Annotated in this window: 17 protein-coding genes and 1 tRNA gene; 6 read left to right on the forward strand and 12 right to left on the reverse strand. The window is 73.5% G+C overall.

What is annotated here, in order from left to right:
• Nucleotides 1–15 precede the first annotated feature (15 nt).
• Complete coding sequence (locus AC3CH1_RS23810) at nucleotides 16–2106, reverse strand: putative bifunctional diguanylate cyclase/phosphodiesterase (RefSeq protein WP_488464781.1); 2091 nt, start codon at nucleotides 2104–2106, stop codon at nucleotides 16–18.
• A gap of 398 nt (nucleotides 2107–2504) precedes the next feature.
• On the opposite strand from AC3CH1_RS23810, the gene AC3CH1_RS23815 reads away from it, so the two are divergent.
• Nucleotides 2505–3794 carry a M6 family metalloprotease domain-containing protein gene (locus tag AC3CH1_RS23815; RefSeq protein ID WP_488464782.1) on the forward strand — a complete coding sequence of 430 codons (1290 nt, stop codon included), beginning with the start codon at nucleotides 2505–2507 and terminating at the stop codon, nucleotides 3792–3794.
• A 42-nt stretch (nucleotides 3795–3836) separates the two neighbouring features.
• Here AC3CH1_RS23815 and AC3CH1_RS23820 read toward each other — a convergent pair.
• The 7 genes from AC3CH1_RS23820 to AC3CH1_RS23850 all read right to left on the reverse strand — a co-directional run bounded on the left by AC3CH1_RS23820 (nucleotide 3837) and on the right by AC3CH1_RS23850 (nucleotide 10552).
• Nucleotides 3837–3910, reverse strand: a tRNA-Lys gene (locus AC3CH1_RS23820).
• Entirely contained in the window at nucleotides 3901–4596 is a 696-nt protein-coding gene (locus AC3CH1_RS23825; protein ID WP_488464783.1) for a bifunctional DNA primase/polymerase, read from the reverse strand. Before AC3CH1_RS23825 ends, AC3CH1_RS23820 begins: the two co-directional genes overlap by 10 nt.
• A 308-nt stretch (nucleotides 4597–4904) precedes the next feature.
• Entirely contained in the window at nucleotides 4905–5246 is a 342-nt protein-coding gene (locus AC3CH1_RS23830; RefSeq protein ID WP_097867676.1) for a hypothetical protein, read from the reverse strand.
• A 178-nt stretch (nucleotides 5247–5424) separates the two neighbouring features.
• Nucleotides 5425–6759 (reverse strand): AAA domain-containing protein, encoded by a 1335-nt coding sequence (locus AC3CH1_RS23835; protein ID WP_488464784.1) that lies wholly within the window; start codon nucleotides 6757–6759, stop codon nucleotides 5425–5427.
• A 28-nt stretch (nucleotides 6760–6787) separates the two neighbouring features.
• Entirely contained in the window at nucleotides 6788–8407 is a 1620-nt protein-coding gene (locus AC3CH1_RS23840) for a hypothetical protein (RefSeq protein WP_488464785.1), read from the reverse strand.
• Nucleotides 8398–9432, reverse strand: coding sequence for a hypothetical protein (locus AC3CH1_RS23845; protein WP_488466720.1), 1035 nt, complete (start codon nucleotides 9430–9432; stop codon nucleotides 8398–8400). The genes AC3CH1_RS23840 and AC3CH1_RS23845 overlap by 10 nt, the downstream gene beginning before the upstream one ends.
• Before the next feature lie 106 nt (nucleotides 9433–9538).
• Complete coding sequence (locus tag AC3CH1_RS23850) at nucleotides 9539–10552, reverse strand: phosphatase PAP2 family protein (protein ID WP_488464786.1); 1014 nt, start codon at nucleotides 10550–10552, stop codon at nucleotides 9539–9541.
• Between the two features lie 246 nt (nucleotides 10553–10798).
• Between AC3CH1_RS23850 and AC3CH1_RS23855 the strand changes: the two genes are divergently transcribed.
• Nucleotides 10799–11395, forward strand: a complete 597-nt coding sequence (locus tag AC3CH1_RS23855) for a histidine phosphatase family protein (RefSeq protein ID WP_488464787.1) — start codon at nucleotides 10799–10801, stop codon at nucleotides 11393–11395.
• 310 nt (nucleotides 11396–11705) lie between these two features.
• Here the strand turns inward: AC3CH1_RS23855 and AC3CH1_RS23860 are convergent, their stop codons facing one another.
• Nucleotides 11706–13175, reverse strand: coding sequence for an NsdA family TPR-like regulatory protein (locus AC3CH1_RS23860; RefSeq protein WP_488464788.1), 1470 nt, complete (start codon nucleotides 13173–13175; stop codon nucleotides 11706–11708).
• A 294-nt stretch (nucleotides 13176–13469) separates the two neighbouring features.
• Between AC3CH1_RS23860 and AC3CH1_RS23865 the strand changes: the two genes are divergently transcribed.
• Both AC3CH1_RS23865 and AC3CH1_RS23870 read left to right on the forward strand, forming a co-directional pair.
• Nucleotides 13470–13838: a hypothetical protein gene (locus tag AC3CH1_RS23865; RefSeq protein WP_488466721.1), complete on the forward strand. Its 369-nt coding sequence runs from the start codon at nucleotides 13470–13472 to the stop codon at nucleotides 13836–13838.
• A 76-nt stretch (nucleotides 13839–13914) separates the two neighbouring features.
• A complete protein-coding gene (locus AC3CH1_RS23870) occupies nucleotides 13915–14895 on the forward strand; it encodes a spermidine synthase (protein ID WP_488464789.1) in 981 nt (326 codons plus the stop codon).
• A 21-nt stretch (nucleotides 14896–14916) separates the two neighbouring features.
• Here AC3CH1_RS23870 and AC3CH1_RS23875 read toward each other — a convergent pair whose 3' ends face one another.
• Entirely contained in the window at nucleotides 14917–15489 is a 573-nt protein-coding gene (locus AC3CH1_RS23875) for a hypothetical protein (RefSeq protein ID WP_488464790.1), read from the reverse strand.
• A gap of 131 nt (nucleotides 15490–15620) precedes the next feature.
• Between AC3CH1_RS23875 and AC3CH1_RS23880 the strand changes: the two genes are divergently transcribed.
• Together AC3CH1_RS23880 and AC3CH1_RS23885 are read left to right on the forward strand one after the other, a co-directional pair.
• Nucleotides 15621–16385 (forward strand): response regulator transcription factor, encoded by a 765-nt coding sequence (locus tag AC3CH1_RS23880; RefSeq protein WP_488464791.1) that lies wholly within the window; start codon nucleotides 15621–15623, stop codon nucleotides 16383–16385.
• Nucleotides 16382–17815, forward strand: coding sequence for a HAMP domain-containing sensor histidine kinase (locus tag AC3CH1_RS23885; protein ID WP_488464792.1), 1434 nt, complete (start codon nucleotides 16382–16384; stop codon nucleotides 17813–17815). The genes AC3CH1_RS23880 and AC3CH1_RS23885 overlap by 4 nt, the downstream gene beginning before the upstream one ends.
• A gap of 449 nt (nucleotides 17816–18264) precedes the next feature.
• Here the strand turns inward: AC3CH1_RS23885 and AC3CH1_RS23890 are convergent, their stop codons facing one another.
• Together AC3CH1_RS23890 and aspT are read right to left on the reverse strand one after the other, a co-directional pair.
• Nucleotides 18265–19908, reverse strand: coding sequence for a bifunctional aspartate transaminase/aspartate 4-decarboxylase (locus AC3CH1_RS23890; protein WP_488464793.1), 1644 nt, complete (start codon nucleotides 19906–19908; stop codon nucleotides 18265–18267).
• Nucleotides 19909–19928: 20 nt separating this feature from the next.
• Nucleotides 19929–21632, reverse strand: coding sequence for an aspartate-alanine antiporter (gene aspT / locus AC3CH1_RS23895; RefSeq protein WP_488464794.1), 1704 nt, complete (start codon nucleotides 21630–21632; stop codon nucleotides 19929–19931).
• Between the last annotated feature and the right edge of the window lies 1 nt (nucleotide 21633).

The following is a 21633-nucleotide window of genomic DNA, read 5'->3' on the forward strand; positions in this document are numbered from 1 at the left end:
GCCGGCCGGTCACGCTCAGCCCTCCAGCGGCCGGGACCCGATCAGCCCGGCGATCTGCTCCGGCGCCACGGCCCGCGAGTACAGCCACCCCTGCCCGGTGTCGCAGCCGATCCGCCGCAGCCGCTCCGCCTGACCGGCCGTCTCCACGCACTCCGCGGTGACGGTCAGGCCCAGGCGGTGCGCCAGCTGCACCATGGCCTCCACGATCGTCTCGTCGGCCGGGCTCGGATGGGTACCGTCCTCGTACCGGAAGCCCTTCACGAACGCCCCGTCCAGCTTCAGCACGGAGACGGGCAGCCGGCTGAGGTAGGCGAGGTTCGAATAGCCGGTGCCGAAGTCGTCGATGGCGATCCGTACGCCCATGTCGCTCAGCGCCTGGAGCGCCCGCAGCGGTCGGCCGCCCGAACCCATCACCGCCGACTCGGTCAGCTCCAGCTGGAGCAGCCCCGGGGCCAGCCCGGTCTCGGCCAGGATCCGGTCCACGTCGGCGACCAGGTCGGAGTCCCAGACCTGGCGTACGGCGACGTTGACGCTGATGAACAGCGGCGGCTCGTCCGGGTGGTCCAGCTGCCAGCGCCGCGCCTGCCGGCACGCGGTGCGCAGCACCCACCGGCCGAGCTGGACGATCGATCCGTCCTCCTCGGCGATCTGGACGAACCGATTCGGCGGCAGCACACCGAACTGCGGATGGTTCCAGCGCACCAGCGCCTCGACGCCGCGCAGCACCCCGTCCGCCATCCCGACCAGCGGCTGGTACTCCAGCGTGAACTCGCCGCGCTCCACGGCGGGCCGGAGCGTGGAGGAGAGGGACTGCCGGGTCATGCGGTGGGCGTTGCGCTCGGGGTCGAACAGGGTCCAGCGGGCCTTGCCGTCCGCCTTCGCCCAGTACAGCGTGGTGTCGGCGGCCTGCATCAGACCGGTGGGCGAGGTGCCCGCCGCGGTCCGTTCGACCACCCCGATCGACGCGGAGACCGAAAGTCGCTGTCCGGCGAGGTCGAACGGCTGCTGGAGCGCGGCGAGGACCGAGCGGGCCAGCTCGGCGAGTTCCTCCGTGCCCGCCGAGTCCTCGACCAGGATCGCGAACTCGTCGCCGCCCAGGCGTGCCACCAGCCGGCTGCCGCCGGGATGGCGTGAGGCGTCGTTCTCGGCGCAGTCGGTGAGCCGCGCGGCGACGGCGGCGAGCAGCCGGTCCCCGGTGCGGTGCCCCAGGGTGTCGTTGATCGCCTTGAAGCCGTCCAGGTCCAGATAGCAGAGCCCGATCCGGGCGTGCTGCCGCGGCGGCATGGAGTCGTCCTGGTACGGCGGGGTCTCCAGGGCCGAGGCGAGGCGCTCGAAGAACAGCGTCCGGTTGGGCAGCCGGGTCACCGGGTCGTGCATCTGGAGGTGGCGCAGCCGCTCCTGGAGCTCGCGCCGGTCGCTGACGTCCGCGACCGTCAGCAGGACCCGGGACGGCTCCGCCGCCGACGCTCCGGTCATCGGCACGACGGTGATCTCGGCCCACAGGGAGCGCCCGTCGGGGTGCTTGAGGCGGCGGGTGCAGCGGAACCGGGAGCGGCGGCCCAGCAGGACCTCGCGGTAGGCGTGCCAGGTGCGGTCGTCGGACGCGAGGTCGAGCAGCTCGCTCGCCTGCCGCCCGGCGAGGACCGCCGCCGCGGCGCCCAGGAGCCCGCCGAGCGCCTCGTTGGCCCGTACGACGTGGCCCCGGCCGTCGACGACGCCCATGGGGAGCATGGCGGCGTTGAAGGCGGCCCGGCAGTCGCGCAGTTCGGAGGCGGTGGGACCGCCGTCGGCGGGGGGCGGGGTCCCGGCGCCCGCATCCCAGGGCGCCGGGTCCACGACCGGCGGGTCCGTGACGGGTGTGTCCACGACGGTCGGGTCCGTGACGGGTGTGTCCACGACCGGCGGGTCCGTGACACGTGTGTCCACGACGGTCGGGTCCGAGACCAGCGGGTCCGAGACCGTTGACTTCGTGACCATTGGCTTCGTGATCGGTGGGTCCATGACCGTTGGGTCCATCGCCGTCGTATGACGCTCCGTGACCGGCGCGGGGTGCACGCCGGAGGCCGTGCCTGCCGGGGCGCTCGGCCCTTCGGAGGTTCCGCTCACCGCTCGCTCCCGCTGTGAAGGTCGTCGTGAACTGGTGGGGTCGGACTGGCCACCGAGTGGCGGTCCCGTGAACGGGCCCGTTCCACGCGGGAAAGCGTGGTGAAGCATAGAGGGTGCCGCGTCGGCCCTTCCAGCTCACCATCCGGTCCGCGCCATCGCAGGGGTCCGCCAGGTGACGGGAGCAGACGTTCCGCTTTGCCCGATCCTGATCATTTCTGTGCGGATCTGTTTCATCGGATGGCTCGAATGGTCGGTAGTGACGTTCCGTGAAGGTGTGGGTGGCGATTCTGTTCCGCTCTGTTCCGCTGAACCCGTGTGGGGCAGTACAACAGGGCGTGGCGTGGTGAAGCGGCACAGGGTGGACGGGATGGACCGTGTTTCCCCACCCGGAGGTCGATGTGCCGTCCCGTCGCGGACCCGGGGGAGCGGAACGGCCGCCACTGCGCAGTCTGGCCGCCGCCGCCACCTCCCTCCTGGCGCTCGCCGCCACGTCCCTCGTCGCGGGCCCCGCCGCGGCCGCCATGGAGGACGCCACCCCCTGCGCCCTGTCCCGGACGGCGGCGCACCACTCGCTCGGCCTGGACACCTGGAACGCGGCGTACCCTCGCCCGGACCGGGGGCTCGATGCGGTCATGATCTTCCTGTCCTTCCCGGACTCCGAACCCACCCTCACCCCCGAGGCGCTCACCGCCGACCACTTCCCCGCCACCACCCGCTTCTTCGAGCGCGCCAGCTATGGCCGGTTCACCCTGCGCCCCCATCCGGAGCCGACCTGGACGCGGATGCCGCGCGACTCCACCTGGTACGGCATAGAGCGTGACTGGAACCCCGAGCGGCGGACCGCCTACCTGCGCGACGCCGTCGAAGCGGCCGACCCGGACGTGGACTTCTCCCGGTACGACGTCGTCTACCTGGTGGCCGACCCGGACGCCCCCGGCGTCGACTCCGACGCCACCAAGGTCGTCAACTTCGACCGGCCGCTGCGCGCCGACGGCAGCGACATCCGGCGCGTCGTCACCGTCTTCGAACAGCACCCGCCCGACCGCAACGTCCTCGCCCACGAGACCGGACACGTCTTCGACCTCGCCGACCTCTACCACCGGCCCACCGACGGCAAGGGCGACTGGGACACCCACGTCGGCGACTGGGACGTCATGGGCAGCCAGTTCGGCCTCGCCCCGGACCTGTTCGGCTGGCACAAGTGGAAGCTCGGCTGGCTCGGCGGACGCCAGGTCGTCTGCGTCCAGGGCTCGGCCGACCTCACCCTCGAACCGGTCGCCGCCGCCCCGGTCCCCGGCGGGTCGATCGGGACCCGGCTCGCCGTCGTCCGCACCGGTGCCGACAGTGTCCTGGCCATCGAGGCCCGCAGCGCCACCGGGAACGACCGGGACACCTGCGCCGAGGGCATCCTGATCTACCGCGTCCGCAGCGAGACGGCCTCCGGAGGCGGGCCCGTCGAGGTGGTCGACGCCCACCCGGACACCGGGGCCTGCTGGGACCGCTCGGTCTACCCGCCGCTGGCCGACGCCCCCCTCGCCGTCGGGGAGACCTTCACCGTGCCGGGCGACGACACCCGCGTCGAGGTCGCCGACCGCACCCCGTCCGGCTCCTGGACCGTCCGGATCACCACCGGCGTCCGGGGCGGCCCTGCGGGGAGCCCCGGGGAGGACCTCGCCGCCCACGGGTGAACGAAGAAACCCCCCGCTTCCGCGGGGGGCTTCCTCCGTCTGTGCGCCGTCAGGGACTCGAACCCCGGACCCGCTGATTAAGAGTCAGCTGCTCTAACCAACTGAGCTAACGGCGCCTGGTGACGTCGTAGACATTAGCACCCTGATCCGCCCGAGGAAAAATCGAATGCGCGGCACTCGGGGACGACGTGGACCGGCTCACCCGCACACACGCCCAGAGCAGCACATCGGGGCCCGGGAGCCATGGATTGCGGGTATCGGGGGCGACCACCCAACGCGGCCCGCCCTCGGACGACGCGCAGGTCAGCGGGGGTACGGTCACGGCGTCACCGGTGCCGTGACAGAGCAGGGGCGGCACCGTCCCGCGCTGCTTCCCGGAGTCTCCGGCGCCCCCGGAACCGCTGGTTCCCCACTCCTCCCAGGCGAGCAGCGAGGGCAGCCGCTGGGCCGTTCCGGGGGCGGCGAACAGCAGCATCCGGCCCCGGTGCGTGGCGACCGGACCGGAGCCGGGCCCCTCGGCCCAGAGCTTCTCCAGCATCCGCCGCCCGAACAGCGCCGGCACGTTCACGACATCGAAAGCGGAACCGCAGGGGAGCACGCCGGGGGCCTTGGGGCGCTCCTCCCAGTGGGCGAGCGTGCTGCGCGGATAGGGGGCGGCCCCCGCCAGCCAGGCGGCGCCGGCCGCCGTGACCTGTGCGGCCTGTGGGCCGGACTGGTCCCGCAGCAGGGCGAAGATGTCGACGCCGTGGTGCGGGGCGGCACCGGCTTGCAGGGTCGTTTCGTCTTTCAGCCATGCGCTCATGGAGCAAGGTCTACCGGGAGTGACGGAGAGGATTCCCAGAGTTGCCGGAAACCGGGACAGGGCGGGAGGGGGAGGGGTATCTTGCCCGCCGGAATATGCCACGGGCCCTGACCCCCGGCCTGGCGGACCGGACATCTGCCCCACGGGCCCTCACCTGTCCCACGGGCCCTGTCCACCCCGCCCGTCCCACGGACCACGGGGGACGCGGCATACGTCACGGGCCACCCGGCATCGGCCACGGGCCGCCCCCCATCGCCCACCGGCCACGGCCCACCCGCCCACGGGCCGCCGGCCACCGCCCATGTGGGTCAAGCTCTGGGCGCGTCCAGCAGGGAGCGGCCGAACTCGATCATCTTCTTCGCGTAGTCCTCGGTCCACTCCGCGCGCTCCGCCACGTCCGCCGCGGTCAGCCGGTCGAACCGGCGCGGGTCGGCGAGCTGGGCAGCCGCCATCGCCTGGAACTCCACCGACCGGTCCGTCGCCGCCCGAAAGGCCTGCGTCAGCTCGGTCGCACGGGCCAGCAGCTCACGGGGGTCCTCCACCGACTCCAGGTCGAAGAAGTGCTCCGGATCCGCCGTGGCCTGAGACGGCTCGAAAAGCAGCGGCGCGGGGCGCAGCCGCTGCCGTTCGTTCCGCTCGGACTGTGTCATGTGGTGTTCCTCCCTCGGGCGACCTGATGACCGGAGGATCCGGACGGCCACCCTCCATTGTCCAACCCCGCGCAAGGGGGCCGGGGCGTACGGCGGGGGCGCGGGCAAGCGACTCCCCCGCGGGGCGGCAGGGCCGAGACGCGCACCGGGCCCGGGGTGGCCGGCACGCGTCCCCGGCTCAGGGCCGCCACCGGACCCGGCGTTCCGAGAGATGGGCCAGCACCGCGTGGTTCGCCTCCCAGCCGTCGGGGAATTTCACCGTGACGCCCAGCTGGACCGGTTCCGTGGACGGGTGCTCGTCCAACAGGTCCGCCACCCCCTCCCGGCACACCACGACGCAGGCGTGCCGATGCCGCGAGGCCAGCACGCACAGGCGGCCCGTCTCCAGGTGGAACGCGGTCGCGTCGGGCCGCCCCGACAGCGGGTGCAGCACCACCGTGACGTCGAACTCGCGGCCCTGGAGGCGGTTGGCCGTGTCCACCGCGACCCCCGTGACGCCCAGCTCCGCGAGGGCCGCCCGCACCGCCGCCGCCTGGTCCCGGTGGGCCGTGCCGACCGCCACCCGGTCCGCCGTCACCGGCACCGGCTCCTCGGCCCGCTCGCTCGTCGCGACCCCGCCCCGGTCCAGCAGCCGCCGGACCACCAGCGCCACAGCCCGTACCGCCTCGGGATCGGTGCGCGGGGTGTGCCGGGCGGGCAGCTCCAGCAGCCCCCACCCGGACTCCGCCGCCTCGTCCAGCACCCGGTCGGGCCCCGAACCGTCCGACGCCACCCCGAAGGAGAGCTTCCGGTCCCCGTGCTCCGTACCGCTGCGGAACGGCGTGTACGGGTAGAACGCGTCCGACACCAGCGGGGCCGCCGACGCCGGGAGCCGCCACGACACCGGCAGCCGGTGCTGCGGCAGCTCCGGATTGTGCGCGAGCAGCGTGGACACCGCGCTCGCGGACGGGTCGTAGCTCAGTCCCGCCCACTGGTCGGCGCCGACGATCGAGAACGGGTCCAGCTGGCCCGGGTCCCCGACGAACAGCGCCCGCTCGAACAGCCCGGCCACGGCCAGCAGCGCGTCGGAGCGCATCTGATAGGCCTCGTCGACGATCGCGTGCCCCCACGGCTCCACGTTCTTCACGTGCGCCCACTTGGCGGCCGTCGAGATCACCACGTCGAGCCCGGCCAGATCCGCCGCCTTCGCGGACTTCCTGACGTTGGCGAGCCCGTCCAGGACCTTGTCGTACGGGTCGGAGTCGCTGCTGTGGAGCCGGCCCACCGGCAGCTCCGGGTCCTTCTCCGCGAGCCGCACCACCAGATCGTCGACCTGGGCGTTGGTCTGCGCGATCACCATCAGCGGATGCCCGGCGGCGGCCAGCTCCAGGGCCGCCCGGACCACCAGCGTCGACTTCCCGGCGCCGGGGGGCGAGTCCACGACGACGCCCCGGGCGCTGCCGCGGAGGGTGTCGTCGAGGATCGCGCCGGTCGCGCGCGCCGCCTCCGCGCCCGGGTCGAAGACGGTTGTCATCACAGCAGGCCCTCACAGACGGCGGTGGTCACAGCAGGTCCTCCGGGGTCACGGGGTCGGGTCGCTCCGCACGCGTCGCGGCGTCCGCGCCCGGCGGGCCGCCGTGGGTCCACGGCGTCTCCTCCGGGTCCGGAAGCTTCGGGCCGCCGCGCTGGTCGTGCTCGAACAGGGTCCAGGCGATCCGCTCGCCGGGCTCCGGCACCGAACCGGGCGCGGGCTCCTTGCCCCGGCCCATCCGGTCCAGGATCCGCAGCACCAGCGGGATCTCGCCGTCGTCCGGCGGGGGCCCGTCCGCGTACCGCACGAACTCCGCCGTCTGCGGCTTGCCCTCCAGCGAGCGGTAGACCTTCGTCCGCTCGGCCAGGTGCGGACGCTCGTCCGTGCGGACGGTGACCAGCGGGCGCGGGGAGGGCCGCTTGGACTCGGTGTACGCCATCTCCACCGCGGACACCGTGGCGAGGAACGCCTCACCCGCCAGCCGCCGCCCCGCCAGCACCAGCGGATCGTCCAGCGCCTCCTGCGCCTCCAGCTGGGCCTGGGCGGTCTCCCGGGAGGCCAGCTTCTGGGCCGCCGTCACCGCGTCGTCGCGGCGCGGCTGCGGCGGCTCGCCCGAACGCACCCGGTCCCGGTGCGCGGTGAACGACCACCGGTCCCGGGTCCAGCGGTCCTCGGCCCGGGACCCCTCGGGCAGCTCCCGCAGCAGGTCGAGACCCCGCCAGACCGCGTCCCACGTAGGCAGCATGACCCGCGCCAGCAGCGAGCGGATCTCCCGCTCGGCACCGCTCAGCTCACCCAGGCGGGCGTCGGCGGCGAGCCCGTCCTCGGCGGACGCGAGCGCCGTGCGCGCCCGGTCGTACCGCTCGATCGCCGGGGCGAGGAGGCGGTTGTCGAAGTCCGGGTCGGTGGCCGGACCCGCCGGCGGGCACAGCAACTGGCCCTCCCCGTCCCGGGCCAGCTCGGCCCGGAGCGCGGCCTCGGCCCCCGATGAGCCGGCCGGCGGGTCGATCCAGGCCAGCAGCGCGCCCAGGTGCTGGTCCTCCAGGCTGCTCTGCCCGGTCGCCCAGTGCCGGTTCAGCAGATCCGTGACGGCGGGCAGCAGCGAGGAGCCGGGCACCCGGGCCCGCTCCCCGTAGTGCGTCAGCCAGCGGCCGAGGAGGGGCACCCGCGCCGGGGCCGGATACGGGGTGTCCGGATCGTCCTCGGCGGTACGGCGGAACCGCATGGACCGGCCCAGCAGCCGGACGAACTCGACACCCGCCCGGCTCGGCACGATCAGCTGCGCGGCGTCCGTGCACAGCTCGACCTCGACCTTGGTCTTCTTGCCGGTCGCCGGGTCGCTCTCCTTGCGCTCGACGGGCTCGACGACGTCCGCGTACGCCTCGATGTGCGGGAGGACCGCCTCCGCCAGCTCGGCCAGGAACGCGAAGCGCAGGTCTCGGTCGCGGGGCTGGGCGACGGCCAGCAGCCGGGGGGCCTCCCGGTCCGTGCCGACCAGCGCCCCGAGCGGGGCCCCGGCCTCACCGGCGGTGGTCAGCGGGACCAGCACGAGCGGCCGGTCGGTGAGATGACGGTGCCGGACGGTCGCCAGCGGCTGGGCGCGGCCGGTGTCGACGGCCTCCAACCGGGCCAGGGTGGTGATCAGCGACATGCGGCCGCACCCTCCGGCGCCTCGTCACGCGGAACGGAGCCGCCGTCCAGCGCCCCGGCGCGCGCGGCGGATGCGCTCTCCAGCGCCTCGGCGCGCAGGGCGGCGGCCCGGCGCAGGGCGGCGACCGTCGGATCGGCGGGATCGCCCTCCTTGCCCGCCGCGGCGGCCAGCACCCCGGCCACCGTGGTCAGCCCGCCCAGCTCACCGCGCACGCTCCGGCCCAGCGCCTCCACAGCCCCCTCGGCCCGGGACTTCGCCCGGCAGTGGAAGGCCAGCTCGCAGGCGGCCAGGCACTCCGGGGCGTACGCCGGAGGCACCGCCGCCACGGCGGCGTCCAGCTCCTCGGGCGGGCACGCCGGATCGAACGTCGTCCCCTCCGGAAGCCCCGCCGCGATGTCCTCGACGCGCGTCAGCCGGGTCAGCTGCCGACGGGTCACGGCGCGCTGCTTGCGTACGTCCACGACGGAGGCGGTCGGCAGGTTCGAGAAGTCCTTGGGGCAGACCAGCAGCACCCGGTGCCCGACCTCCGCACCCTCGGTGACCGCCGCGACCCGCTCCAGCGCCAGCACGTACACCGCGGCCTGCCGGGCGGCGGCGCCGACCTTCGACGGGTCGGCCGACGCGTCGATCATCGGGAACGACTTGATCTCGACCACCGTCCACCGGCCGTCGGGGTGCACCACGACCGCGTCGGGCTCCAGATAGGCGGGGGAGCCCGCCACCTCCAGGGCCAGCATCGGGTGGTCCAGCAGCGCCCAGCCGCCCGCCGCCGTGGCCTCCCGCAGCGCGAGCGCGGTGCGCGCGGCACGGCCCTCGGGACCGGCGGCGCTCAGATCGGGCGTGGCGGCGTCCCCGGCGGGGGCCTCGGCCCCGCCGCCGAGCCGTTCGTACAGCAGACGCAGCAGCTCCGCCCCGCCGTCGGCCTTGACCTTCGCCTCGAACGCGTTGCCCCGCATGAAGGCGAACTGGGACTGCCCGAAGGGGGCGGGGGAGCCGAGCGCGGTGGCCAGCACGCCCTTGTCCACCCCGGCGCCGTCGAGCAGGGCCCGCCGCTTGCAGCCGGGATTGGCGGCGAGGGCGGCCAGGGCTCTCGCGTCGAGCGGATGCGGTTGTACGGACGGGCCGCGCAGCTCAGCGAGCCGCTGCCGGAGCGTCGTCGCTCGCGGCCGCGTCGGCGTCGTCGCCGGCTGTCGTGCCGCTGACTGCCGTGCCGGGGGGATCTGCGGAGGTGGTCCGCTGGCCGGGGATTCGCTCACCCGGGGAAGTCTTGCATCCGGTACTGACATTCGGGGGCACGCCCACGGATACGGACCCGGCGACGGTGCTCGGGCCGCCCTCGCTCCGGCCCGCGAACAGGACGGCGGCCGGCCCGGTGAACCGCGCCGCGCCCCACGCCTTGAACCGGTCGGCGATCCGTACGACGGGCCTGACCAGCAGGGCTCCGACGCCCATCACCGCGGCGCCCGCGACGGCGTCCAGGAAGTAGTGGTTGGCGGTGCCCATCACGATGACCGTGGTGACCAGCGGATAGGCGATGCCCGCCGCCCGTATCAGGGGATGGCGGCCGTGCCGCCACAGCAGGATCCCGCACCAGAGGGACCATCCGACGTGCAGGCTGGGCATCGCCGCGTACTGGTTGGTCATCCCGCTCAGCCCGCGCGGAGCGCTCGCCCCCTCGCCCCACCAGCCGTACGCGCTGTACTGCGCCATCGTGTCGACGAAGCCGTGGCTCGCGTCCAGCAGGCGGGGCGGGCAGGTCGGCATCAGGGTGAAACCGACCAGCCCCAGCAGTGTGGAGCTCATCAGCCAGACCCGGGCCGCCCGGTACGCGGCCGACCTGCGCCGGAACATCCATATGAGGACGGCCGGGGTGACCAGGTAGTGCAGGGACGCGTAAGCGAAGTCGGCGGGTATCCCGAGCGACGGGGTGCTGGTGAACAGACGGTTCAGCGGGTGCTCGGCGTTGAGATACAGCGCCTGCTCCAGCCGCAGGATCGCCAGGCCGTGGTCGACCGCCGTCGCCACATCGCCGCGCACCAGGAGCCGGCCCACCGAATACAGCGCGTACACCACCGCGATCAGTGGCAGCTCCGTCCACCAGCGGGGCCGATGACCGGTCGCGGGCGGCGCGGTGGCGTGCGGCATCCGGTAGCTCTCCCCATGTTCATGCGGCCGACGACGAACGTTCAACCGTACGGCGGCGCCGTGCCGCCGTCTCCCCCGGGGGTCCCCTGCCGGACATCCCGTACGCAGCGGTCCCCGCCCTGGTCCGAGCTCCCGGCCGGGGCGCTGCTCAGGATGGGACGCCCGCGCGGCCCGGGAGGTTGCCTGCCGGGCCGGTACGGGATGATGGAAGGGCCCAACAGCACCAACGTTCCAGGGAGAGCCTTCATGGCATCGCGCATCCTGCTCGCCCGGCACGGCCAGACCCAGTGGTCGGTCCGGGGCAACCACACCGGCAGGACGGACATCCCGCTCCTGGACGACGGGCGCGAGGGCGCGAAGCTCCTCGGCGAGCGGCTGCACCGGGCGCCGTGGGCGGGGCTGCCCGGCGTCGAGGTCCGCACCAGCCCGCTCGTCCGGGCCGCCGAGACCTGCCAACTCGCCGGGTTCGGGGAGCGGGCCGTGCCGTGGGACGCGCTGATGGAATGGGACTACGGGGCGTACGAGGGGCTGACGCCGGCCCAGATCAAGGCGGACCGGCCCGACTGGCTGATCTGGCGCGACGGGGTCCCGGAGGGGGAGTCCGTCGCCGACGTCACCGCCCGCGCGGACGAGATCGTCGCCTGGGCACGCTCGGCGGACCGGGACGTCCTGGTCTTCGCCCACGGGCACATCCTGCGGGCGCTGGGCGCGCGATGGCTGGGCGAGGACCTGTCCTTCGGCGCCCGCATCCGCCTCGACCCGACGTCGCTGTCGGTCCTGGGCTGGGCGTATGGCCTGCCGGCCGTGGAACGCTGGAACGACACGGGCCACCTGGACCGCTGACGCCCCACCCGGGGCCGCTGGGGCCTGTTCGACGCTTGGGGCCGAAGCCCGGGCCCACCCAAGCCCGTCCGGCGTTTGGGGACGGAAGCCCGGGCTCACCCAGCCTGTCCAGGGCTTGGGGCCGAAGCCGTGCTCACCCAAGCCCGTCCGGCGTTTGAGGACGGAACCCTTAGTCCGGCGGGCGGGATCTTCACGGGTCCCGTGGCGCGGGAGGCCCTGATCAGCACCCCGGAAGGTGCTTGCCGGTTCCGTCCTCAAGCGCCGGACGGGCTGGGTTTCGCACCCTGGAACGTGCTTGCTGGTTTCGTCCTCAAGCGTCGGACGGGCTGGGCCGGCCGTCGGACGGGCCGGGTCGGCCGCCCGACGGGCCGGGGTTTGGGCTCGGGGGTGACTCCTGGTGGCGGGTCAGGAAGGCGGCCACCGGGCCCGCCCCCGCCCGCGGCTCCAGCACCCGCGCCGCCCCCGCCAACATCCCCCGGATCCGCGAGGACTGGACCCGGGTCAGCAGGTCCAGCACCTGGTGCCCCGTCGCCGCCGCCTCGTCCACCCGCCCCGCCCGGGCCAGGTCACCCGCGAGCTGGGCCCGGTACAGCGCCAGGTTCCGGGTGAAGTGCGCGTCCTGGAGCACCGTCGCCCGCCGCCCGTGCCGCGCGGCCCGGGACCAGTCGCCCAGCGCCGACCAGCACTGCGCCTCCAGCAGCTCCAGCTCCGCCTCCCGGAAGAAGCTCATCCACTCCGGATCACCCGCCGCCGAGCCCCGGTCGAACGCCGCCCGGGCCCGCCCGATCGCCCGGTCGCACCCCGTCCGGTCCCCGAGCCCCGCCCGGCCCCCCGCCTCCCGCAGCGCGAGCAGGGCCAGCAGCCGGGGCGACCCCAGCGTGCGTGCGGCCCGCTGGCCGGCCTCCGCCGCCCGTACCGCCTCCCGGGGCCGCCCCGCGTCCCGGGCCAGGAACGACGTGTTGCAGAACGCGTGCGCCTCGAGTCCCGCGTCTCCGGCCAGCCGCGCCGTGGCCAGCGCCTCCGCGTAGTGCGAGCGGGCGTCGTCGAAGCGGCCCGAGTCGTGGGCCAGCCAGCCCACCGAGATGGCCAGCTCGCCCGCGCCCGCGTGCAGCCGGTCCGCGGTGGCGCGCCGTGCGGTGGTCCCGGCGTCCAGCAGCTCGTACGCCGCGCGCAGCGGCTGGGCCGCCCGCCGGTAGAGCCCGTCCGCGCCGTGCCGGTCGTCCAGCAGCCGGATCTGCCGTACGGCCTTCTCGACGGCGTTCACCTCCGCCTCGCCGACCCGGCGCTGCGTGGGCAGAGAGACCCGGGCGGCGGAGGCGGGCGCCCCGCCGAGACCCAGGGAAGCGGCAGCCACCGTGGTGGTGCCGCTCGTCATGAACACGCGACGCAGCACGTCGCTCTCCTCGGGGATGTCGTCGGTTTCGGTGTCGCGGTGGAGACGGGCGGGACGGGGAGGCGGAGGGGGGCACAGGGGTGAACCCGTCGCGGGCGGCGGTTCGGACACGACCCGGGCGCCCCGTCCCCGTACGCTCTCGCGGGCAGAGAACCCCAGGTCGGTCAGGGACGCCCCCGGGAACATGTGCAGGAACACGCGCTCGTAGGCGTAGTTGGGGCAGCGGATTTCGCCGGACTCCACGCGCCCGATGTAGCGGGCGTCGCACGCGACCTGCTCCCCGATCTCCCGCGCCGCTCTGCGGACGGCCGCCGCGAACTCCCCGGCGGAACGCTGCCCGCGCAGCTGACGGAAGGCGAGGTTGGGAACTGCCGCTGTCGCCACCATGGCCGGCCCCTCTCTGGTGCGGCCGGGGCCCGTGGATCCCGGTGCCCCGGCGGAGCAAGAACGTACCTGCTGTGACGGAGTGCACACACAGCGTTTCGTTGCGAAAGGGGCATACCACCCTCGATCTGCCATGAACTGCCACCCTTTGCGGCGGTGTGGGCCCGTAGCCCTTGACGCACCGGGAGCGTTGGTCCATGTGGAGACGGAGCGTGGCTCCGTTCGGCGATGAGAGGAGGGGTTCCCTTGTTGCATCTCGGCAGGGAGACCGGCTCACGGACGACCTCGACGAAACCGATGGCCCCGGCGCAGGGCGACCAGTCCTGCGACCTCGTCACGGTCCCGGCCCGGCAGGGGCTGGAGGCCGTCGACATCCTCCGCCGCGGACGGGACCAGGAGTCCGTCGGCCCGGTCCTGCACGACGGCGCCTGCGACACCCTCGGATTCCTCGTTCCGCCGGGCACCGCCGACGCCTGGGACGTACCGGGCAGCGCCTGTACGCGGACCGACGGCCGTGGGCTGCGCATCCCCGCCGAGCCGCCCGGCCCCGGCTCCGGCTGGCTGCTCCCGCCCGCCGAGGACGCCCCGGTCACCGATCCGGCCGTGCTCCGCGCCGCCCTCGACCAGGCTGCCCGGCTGATCGAGGCGGTCGACAACTGCTGCTGAGCCCATAATGGCCGGACGGGCGGAACACCTCCGCGCGGCCGGCGACCCGGGCCCCCACCAGCAAGGACCAGCGAACGTGGCACGTCGAGGAGCGTCGGCCCGCGGCAAGGACAAGGCCGCGGGCAAGGGCAAGGAAGCCGGCGGGAGCAAAGCCGCCAAGGGCGGAGCCGACGGCGCGAAGGGGCGTCAGGGCGGCGGACGTGGATCCGGCCGGGCCGAGCGGGAGCCGGTCTCCCAGCAGGTCGGCGGCGGACTCGCCGAGCTCGTACCCGACCGGGAACGCCCGGGCGCCTGGACGCTCCTGATCGACGGCGCCCCGCAGTCCCACGTGGATCTCGACGACCCCGGGCACCTCTCGTTCGCCTACCAGCGCCGCCTCGGCCACGTCATCGACCTCGCCGCACCCCCGCTCCAGCCGCTGCACGTCCTGCATCTGGGCGGCGGCGCCTTCACCCTCGCCCGGTACACCGCCGCGACCCGCCCCCGCTCCACCCAGCAGATCGTCGAGCTCGACGCGCCCCTCGTCCAACTCGTCCGCGACCGCCTCCCGCTGGACCCCCAGGCCCGGGTCCGGGTCCGGGCCGCCGACGCCCGCGAGGGGCTCGGCAGGTTCCCGGACGGCTGGGCCGACCTGATCATCGCCGACGTGTTCAGCGGGGCCCGCACCCCCGCCCACCTGACCTCCGCCGAATTCCTCGCCGAGGTGCGCCGGGTCCTGAAGCCCGATGGGCGGTACGCCGCCAACCTCGCCGACGGCCCCCCGCTCGCCCACCTGCGCGGCCAGGTGGCCACCGCCGCCGCCGTCTTCCCCGAACTGGCGCTGGCCGCCGACCCGGTGGTGTGGCGGGGCCGCCGTTTCGGCAACGCGGTCCTGCTCGCCTCGGCCGTGGCGCTGCCGGTCGCGGAGTTCACCCGGCGGGTGGCGAGCGACCCGCACCCCGGCCGCGTCGAACACGGCCGCGCGCTCACCGACTTCACCGGCGGCGCGGCCGTCGTCACGGACGCGGCGGCCAAACCGTCGCCCGCACCGCCGCCGTCCGTCTTCGAGAACCCGTGACGGCCCCCGGTGCGACCCCGATCACGGTTCGACGACCTGCACCGTCGGCGGAGTCCCGTTCCAGGTGCAGAACACCGAGTACGTCTTCCCGCTCTCCCCGCCCCCGTCGCTGAAGTCCACCCGGATCCACGCGTCGTTCGGCCACACCTGCATCGACCAGCCCGGCTCCGGCGTCGCCGAGACGAGCTTCGCCGAGCGCCTGCCGAGCTCGAACACCACCCGGCCGCCGTCGGTGCGATAGCTCTTCACCTCGCCCGAGGTCGCAGGCGCGGGCGGCTTCGCCGGGGTGGCCGACGGCGTACGGGAGGGGCGCGGGGCGGACGGTGAGGGGCTCGCCCCGCCGGTGCGCGACGAGGGGGAGGGGGAGGCGGAGGGGGCGGGGGAGGGGGAGGTCCGGTGCGTCGAGGAGACGAGTGGCTCCCCGGTGCTCTGCCCGATGCGCTGAGGCGGCCCCGCGCCCACGGAGACCGGGACGGCCCGGGGCGGGTCGTAGGCCGTCCCGGTCATGACCGTGTGCACGCCCCACCAGGAGAGCGTGACCGCCGCGCCGGTGGCGAGCGTCCACGCGAGCGCGTGTACGAGTCCTCGTTGCATCGGCACATCCTGCACCACCCGGCCCGCCCCGCTCGCCCCGCCGGCCCCCGGAGGTCGTGAACAACCGGCCTTTGCGGAGGTTTCCGGCGGGGCCGGGACCGGGCCCGCCGGCATGGCGTACGGTGCCGCCCATGGCAAGTGTGCTCGTGGTCGAGGACGACCAGTTCGTACGTTCCGCCCTCATCCGGCACCTCAGTGAGGCCTCCCACACGGTACGGAGCGTGGGCACCGCGCTCGAAGCGCTGCGCGAGGTCGCGCACTTCCGCTTCGACGTGGTCATCCTCGACCTCGGGCTGCCCGACCTGGACGGCGCCGAGGCGCTGAAGATGCTGCGGTCCATCACCGATGTGCCCGTGATCATCGCCACCGCCCGGGACGACGAGAGCGAGATCGTCCGGCTGCTCAACGACGGCGCCGACGACTACCTGACGAAGCCGTTCTCCGTCGAGCACCTCTCCGCCCGGATGGCCGCCGTGCTGCGCCGCTCCCGCGCCGCCGGCGGCGAGGCGCCGCCGCCCCGGGTCATCCGCGTCGGCGGGCTCTCCATCGACCCGCTGCGCCGCACCGCCGAGCTGGACGGGGGCGAACTCGACCTGACCCGCCGCGAATTCGACCTGCTCACCTTCCTGGCCGGACGGCCCGGTGTGGTCGTCGCCCGCAAGGAGCTGCTGGCCGAGGTCTGGCAGCAGTCCTACGGCGACGACCAGACCATCGACGTCCATCTGTCCTGGCTGCGCCGCAAGCTCGGCGAGACCGCCGCCCGGCCGCGCTATCTGCACACGCTGCGCGGCGTCGGCGTGAAGCTCCAGCCGCCGGCCGATGCCCTGACGGATGCCAGGACCGAAGCCCCGGCCGGTACGCCGGCCGATACGCCGTTCACGGAGCCGCCCGCATGAGATGGGCCCTGGTCAAGGTCTGCCTCGCGGTCACCGCCATGGTCGTCATCGCCTTCGCCGTGCCGCTCGGACTCGTCATCCGGGAGATGGCCAGCGACCGGGCGTTCTCCGACGCCGAACGCCAGGCCGCGATGATCGCCCCGACGCTCTCCATCACCACCGACCGCGAGGAGCTGACCCGGGCCGTCCTGTCCACCGAACCGGGCGACCGGGGACGCCTCGCCGTCCATGTCCCCGCCGAGGGAGGGACCCTGGACATCGGTACCCGGCGCGCCACCCCCAAGGACGTGGCGACCGTGCGCAAGGCCGGGCGCGCCTCCATCACCGAGGTCGCCGGCGGCTTCGCGCTCCTCCAGCCGACCGCGCTGGGCACCGGGGACATCGCCGTCGTCGAGGTGTTCGTCCCCGAGGGCGAGGTCTCCCACGGGGTCGCCACCGCGTGGCTGACGCTGGCGGGCGTCGGCGTCGCGCTGATCGTCGGCTCGGTCGCGGTCGCCGACCGGCTCGGCGTACGGATGGTGCAGCCCGCCCAGCACCTCGCGGGCGCCGCCCAGGACCTGGGGGAGGGCCGCCTGGGCACCCGGGTCCCCGAGGACGGCCCCACCGAACTACGCTCCGCCGCCATCGCGTTCAACTCCATGGCCGACCAGGTCGTCCAGCTCCTGGCCAACGAGCGCGAGCTGGCCGCCGACCTCTCGCACCGGCTCCGCACCCCGCTCACCGTGCTCCGGCTGAACGCCGCGTCCCTCGGCGAGGGTCCGGCGGCCGAACAGACCCGGGCGGCCGTCCAGCAGTTGGAGCGCGAGGTCGACACGATCATCCGGACCGCCCGCGAGCAGCGCCCGCAGTCCCCGGGCGGGCAGGCGGGGGCCGGCTGCGACGCCTCCGAGGTGATCCGTGAACGCATGGGGTTCTGGTCGGCGCTCGCGGAGGACGAGGGCCGCGAGGTGCGCCTCGCGGGAGTCGACCGTACGGTACGCATCCCCGTGGCCCGCCCCGAACTGGCCGCCGCCCTCGACGCGTTGCTCGGCAACGTCTTCCGCCACACCCCCGAGGGCACCGCCTTCGCCGTCGACGTCCACCACAGCGGAGACGCGGTCATCGTGCTCGTCTCCGACGCCGGCCCCGGGATCCCGGACCCGGAGGCCGCCCTCGCCCGGGGCGCCAGCGGGCGCGATGGAGCGAGCGGGTCCGTCGGCTCCACCGGCCTCGGCCTCGACATCGTGCGCCGGGTCGCCGAGTCCACCGGCGGAGACCTGCGCATCGGCCGGTCCGTCCTCGGCGGCACGGAGGTCCGGATCTGGATCGGCCTGTACGGCAGCCGCCCCGAGCGCGGCCGGCGCGGGCACGGCCGCCGGGTCGGCCGCCGGTCCGGCTGGCAGCGGCGCAAGGAACCCCGGACCACGCCCGCCCCCGGGCCCCAGCATTAACCCGCGCCGATGGGTTCCTTAAGCGCGCCCTAAGAACATCAACTACGGTCCGTAAAGCCGTCTTTGTCCGTTCCGTTGCCGCTAGCGTGCTCCTCGTACCTCCTCGTCGGCGGTACAGACCCCCACGCCGGCCCCCGCCGCCACCGGTCGCCCCGGTGGCGGCGGGGAAACCGGCGCCCCGTAGCCCGTACGTCCCCCTCGGGCCCCCGAACCGCACCATCGCCCCCCACAGCGCGTCCCGGCCGGACCCCACCCCACCTCCGGCCGGGGCGTGCACCTCACCCGGCCTGGGGGGTGCCTTGCCGATCAGGCCGGGCTCGCGGGGTCCGGCACCGCACCTCGCGGCGTTGTCGTCACTCGCCATGGCTCCGCCATGACTCCCTCCTCCGCCTTGCGATGCACGGCACCGGACCCCGCTCCCTGATCCGGCCTGATCGACAAGACACCCCCTAGGCCCGCCACTCCTGGGCGTACGCGTCGAAGATCGCCCGCAGATGGTGACCGATCTTCAGGTAGTCCAGATCGTCCAGGTTGGCCAGCGACACCCGCACCGACCACTCGGGGCCGTCGAAGCCGCCACCGTTGAGCAGCACCACCGATGTCTGCTCGGCCAGCCGGAACAGCGGGTCGACCGGCTCGTAGTTCTTCTCCAGGAAGTCGGCGAACGGCTTCCCGTGCACGCGCTCCGCCTCGGCCAGCAGATCCAGCTCGATGTAGTACGCCGCCCGCTTCGGGTCCTCCGAGACCTTCATGTGCGCGCCCTCCAGGAGGAGTTCGAGCCGCTGCTGGACGATCGCCCGGATCCGGTGCTTGTAGGCCTGGCCCTCGTCCAACATGTCGAACAGCGAGAACAGCACCATCATCATCTGCTGCGGCAGCGACAGGCCCGCCGTGTGGTTCAGCGCCACCTGCCGGGAGTCCGCCACCAGCCGGTCGATGAACCGGATCTTCTCCGGCTCCAACGACAGGGTGCCGTAACGCTTGTCGAGCCGGTCCTTCTGCTCTTGGTCCTGTTCCGCCAGCATCGCGTCGATCACGTTGTCGTCGTGCAGCGCGATCACCCCGAGCCGCCAGCCGGTCGCCCCGTAGTGCTTGGAGTAGGAGTAGACGAGGATCGTGTTGCGCGGCAGGTCCGCCGCGAGCGAGCGGAAGCCCTCCACGAAGGTCCCGTACACGTCGTCGGTCACGATGATCAGGTTCGGGTTCCGGTCGCCGACGACGGCCACGATCTGCTCGGAGACCCGGGTGGAGAGTGCGAGGGAGGGCGGATTGCTCGGGTTCACACAGCAGACCAGCTTCACCGACGGGTCCGCCAGCTTGGCGATCTCCTCCTCCGGGTAGCGCCACTGCCGCACCCCGGTCTCCGTGAACAGGCTCGCCTCCACCCGCACCACGTCGAAGTCGTACGTGTCCAGCTCCGGGATCTCCAGGTACGGGGTGAACACCGGCACCATCAGGGCGATCCGGTCGCCCTTCTCCAGGATCCCGTTCTTCATCAGCGAGTCGAAGACGTAACACATCGCCGCCGTGCCGCCCTCGGTCGCGAACAGGCTCAACGTCTGCCCCTCCGGCGGCCGGTGGTCGAACATCTCGTCCGCGATGTAGCCGCGCACGATCTGCTCGGTGTGACGCAGGATGCGGTCCGGTACGGGGTAGTTGTCGCCGATCGAGGAGTCCGCCAGCTCGTGCACGAACGCGTCCGGGTCAAAACCGAACCGCTTCACCGCCAGGTCCACGCTCGCCTTCAGCAGCTCGATGCCCGGCAGCTCCGGATGCGTACGGACGAAGTGCTCGAAGCGCTCCGCACACCCCGGCTCCTCCGGCATGCCGCCCAGGTTGTCGGCCGTCCACACCCGCCGGGACTCCGACAGCGCGAAGTAGCCGAGCGCGTGGTACGCCTCGCGGGGCCCCGTGGCCACCCAGTTCGGGTTGCCGCGGCCCGCGTTCAGCATCGTCCGGGTCGACTTCCCCTTCTGACCCGGCTGATCGCTCTGCGCGGCCGTCGCGATCTGGATGAACTTGTCCTTCAGCTCGAACGGGGAGAGCTGGGCGAACGACCGGATCTCTTCCCGGCTGATGCTGGTCTTGGGCATGGTGTCCACTCCGTAGCGGGTCAGTGGTTGAGCAGGACGATCACGGCGCCCCACACCGTCAGCAGGACGTTGCCGACGGCGTACGGGATGGTGTAACCGAGGGTGGGGATCTGGGACTTCGAGGTCTCGTTGACGGCGCCGATCGCCGCCGTGGTGGTCTGGCCGCCCGCCAGGACGCCCATCAGGATCGGGAAGCGGATCCTCTGCACGTAGTGCCCGACCAGGAACCCGACGATCAGCGGCACGACGGTGGCGACCGCGCCCAGGAGCAGCAGCCCCCAGCCGGCCGTGGAGAGCCCGCTGGTGAATCCGGGCCCGGCGTTGATGCCGACGACGGCCACGAACAGGCAGAGCCCGAGCGTGTCCATGAACCACTGCGCGCCGGGCGGCACGTTCCCGTACGTCGGGTACTTGCCGCGGATCCAGCCGAAGACGAGCCCCATGATCAGCCCGCCGCCCGAGGTCGACAGGGAGATCGGCACCCCGCCCGCGGTCAGCGCCGGGATGCCGATGCAGCCGCCGAGGAAGATGCCGAGGCCGACCCAGACCATGTCCGTCGCGAAGCTCGTCGGGACGGGCTTGCCCAGCGCCTTCCCCGCCGGGCCGACCAGGCGCTCCGGGCCGGTGAGGACGAGCGTGTCGCCGCGCTCCAGCTTCGTGGACAGCCGGTAGGGGAAGAGGGCCCCCGCCCGGTACAGCTTGTCGATGTACACGCCGACCATGAACGGCTCCCGCCGCACCTCCTCCACGGTCCGGCCCAGCTGTGCCTTCTCCGAGACGACGACGTGCAGCGTCTCGGTGCGGTAGCCCAGCAGCGTCACGTCGTCGGCCTCGGGCCCGATGTGCGTCACCGCGTCGAACTCCACCAGGTCTCCCCGGATCGCGCTGACCGCGACGGTGTCGCCGAGCCGCAGGACGCGGGACTGGTCGTGCTCCAGGACCGTGCCGTCGCGGCGGATCCCCGTGAGGTAGACCCGGCGGCCCAGCGCCTTCTGCTGCTCCTCGAAGTCCGCCACCGAGCGGCCCACCAGATCGGGCCGCCGCACGCTGTACGCGCGCAGCACCACCTCGTAGTAGCCCTCGCCCTCGTCCGGGCTCTCGTCCGGCGCGTCCAGCTCCGCCGCCAGCTCCGCGCTCTCCTTCGCCAGGTCACGGCGGTAGAGCCTCGGCAGCACGTTGGCCAGGAGCATCGCGCACAGGATGGTGCCGAGCGGATACGTCACCGCGTAGCCGACGGCGACCAGGTTCTCCTCGGTCTTCACCTCGGCGGGGGAGAGGCCCGGCAGGGTGCCGATCGCGTCCTGGGCGACCCCGATCGCGGCCGACTGGGTCAGCGCCCCGCTCATCAGGCCGGCGCCGAGCCCCGGACCGTAACCGAGCAGGTGCGCGAAGAGCCACGACACCAGCAGCCCGGTCACGCAGACGACCACCGCGTTGACGACCTGCGGCAGCCCGTCCTTCTTCAGCCCCCGGAAGAACTGCGGGCCGACCCGGTAGCCCAGGGCGAACAGGAACATGATGAAGAACAGGTTCTTCACCGTGTCGTCGATCTGGACCTCGAACTGGGCCCCGAGCAGCAGCCCGGCGACCAGACAGCCCGTCACCGCGCCCAGCGCGATCGTCCGGTAGCGGACCTTCCCGAGCAGGAAGCCGAACGCGACCACGAGGAAGACGAGCAGCTCGGGGTGGGGCTGGAAGATGTTCCGGTTCAGGAAGTCGATCACG

The sequence above is a fragment of the Streptomyces sp. MGP-P1 genome, assembly GCF_057766565.1.

What these genes read in the sequence shown, in the direction of transcription:
- AC3CH1_RS23865 (WP_488466721.1), top strand. Translation starts at nt 13,470, where the DNA reads ATGGCCCCGGCGCAGGGCGACCAGTCCTGCGACCTCGTCACGGTCCCG.
- AC3CH1_RS23885 (WP_488464792.1), top strand. Translation starts at nt 16,382, where the DNA reads ATGAGATGGGCCCTGGTCAAGGTCTGCCTCGCGGTCACCGCCATGGTC.
- AC3CH1_RS23825 (WP_488464783.1), bottom strand. Translation starts at nt 4,596, where the DNA reads ATGAGCGCATGGCTGAAAGACGAAACGACCCTGCAAGCCGGTGCCGCC.
- AC3CH1_RS23890 (WP_488464793.1), bottom strand. Translation starts at nt 19,908, where the DNA reads ATGCCCAAGACCAGCATCAGCCGGGAAGAGATCCGGTCGTTCGCCCAG.
- AC3CH1_RS23830 (WP_097867676.1), bottom strand. Translation starts at nt 5,246, where the DNA reads ATGACACAGTCCGAGCGGAACGAACGGCAGCGGCTGCGCCCCGCGCCG.
- AC3CH1_RS23860 (WP_488464788.1), bottom strand. Translation starts at nt 13,175, where the DNA reads ATGGTGGCGACAGCGGCAGTTCCCAACCTCGCCTTCCGTCAGCTGCGC.
- AC3CH1_RS23855 (WP_488464787.1), top strand. Translation starts at nt 10,799, where the DNA reads ATGGCATCGCGCATCCTGCTCGCCCGGCACGGCCAGACCCAGTGGTCG.
- AC3CH1_RS23880 (WP_488464791.1), top strand. Translation starts at nt 15,621, where the DNA reads ATGGCAAGTGTGCTCGTGGTCGAGGACGACCAGTTCGTACGTTCCGCC.
- AC3CH1_RS23840 (WP_488464785.1), bottom strand. Translation starts at nt 8,407, where the DNA reads ATGTCGCTGATCACCACCCTGGCCCGGTTGGAGGCCGTCGACACCGGC.
- AC3CH1_RS23850 (WP_488464786.1), bottom strand. Translation starts at nt 10,552, where the DNA reads ATGCCGCACGCCACCGCGCCGCCCGCGACCGGTCATCGGCCCCGCTGG.
- AC3CH1_RS23875 (WP_488464790.1), bottom strand. Translation starts at nt 15,489, where the DNA reads ATGCAACGAGGACTCGTACACGCGCTCGCGTGGACGCTCGCCACCGGC.
- AC3CH1_RS23835 (WP_488464784.1), bottom strand. Translation starts at nt 6,759, where the DNA reads ATGACAACCGTCTTCGACCCGGGCGCGGAGGCGGCGCGCGCGACCGGC.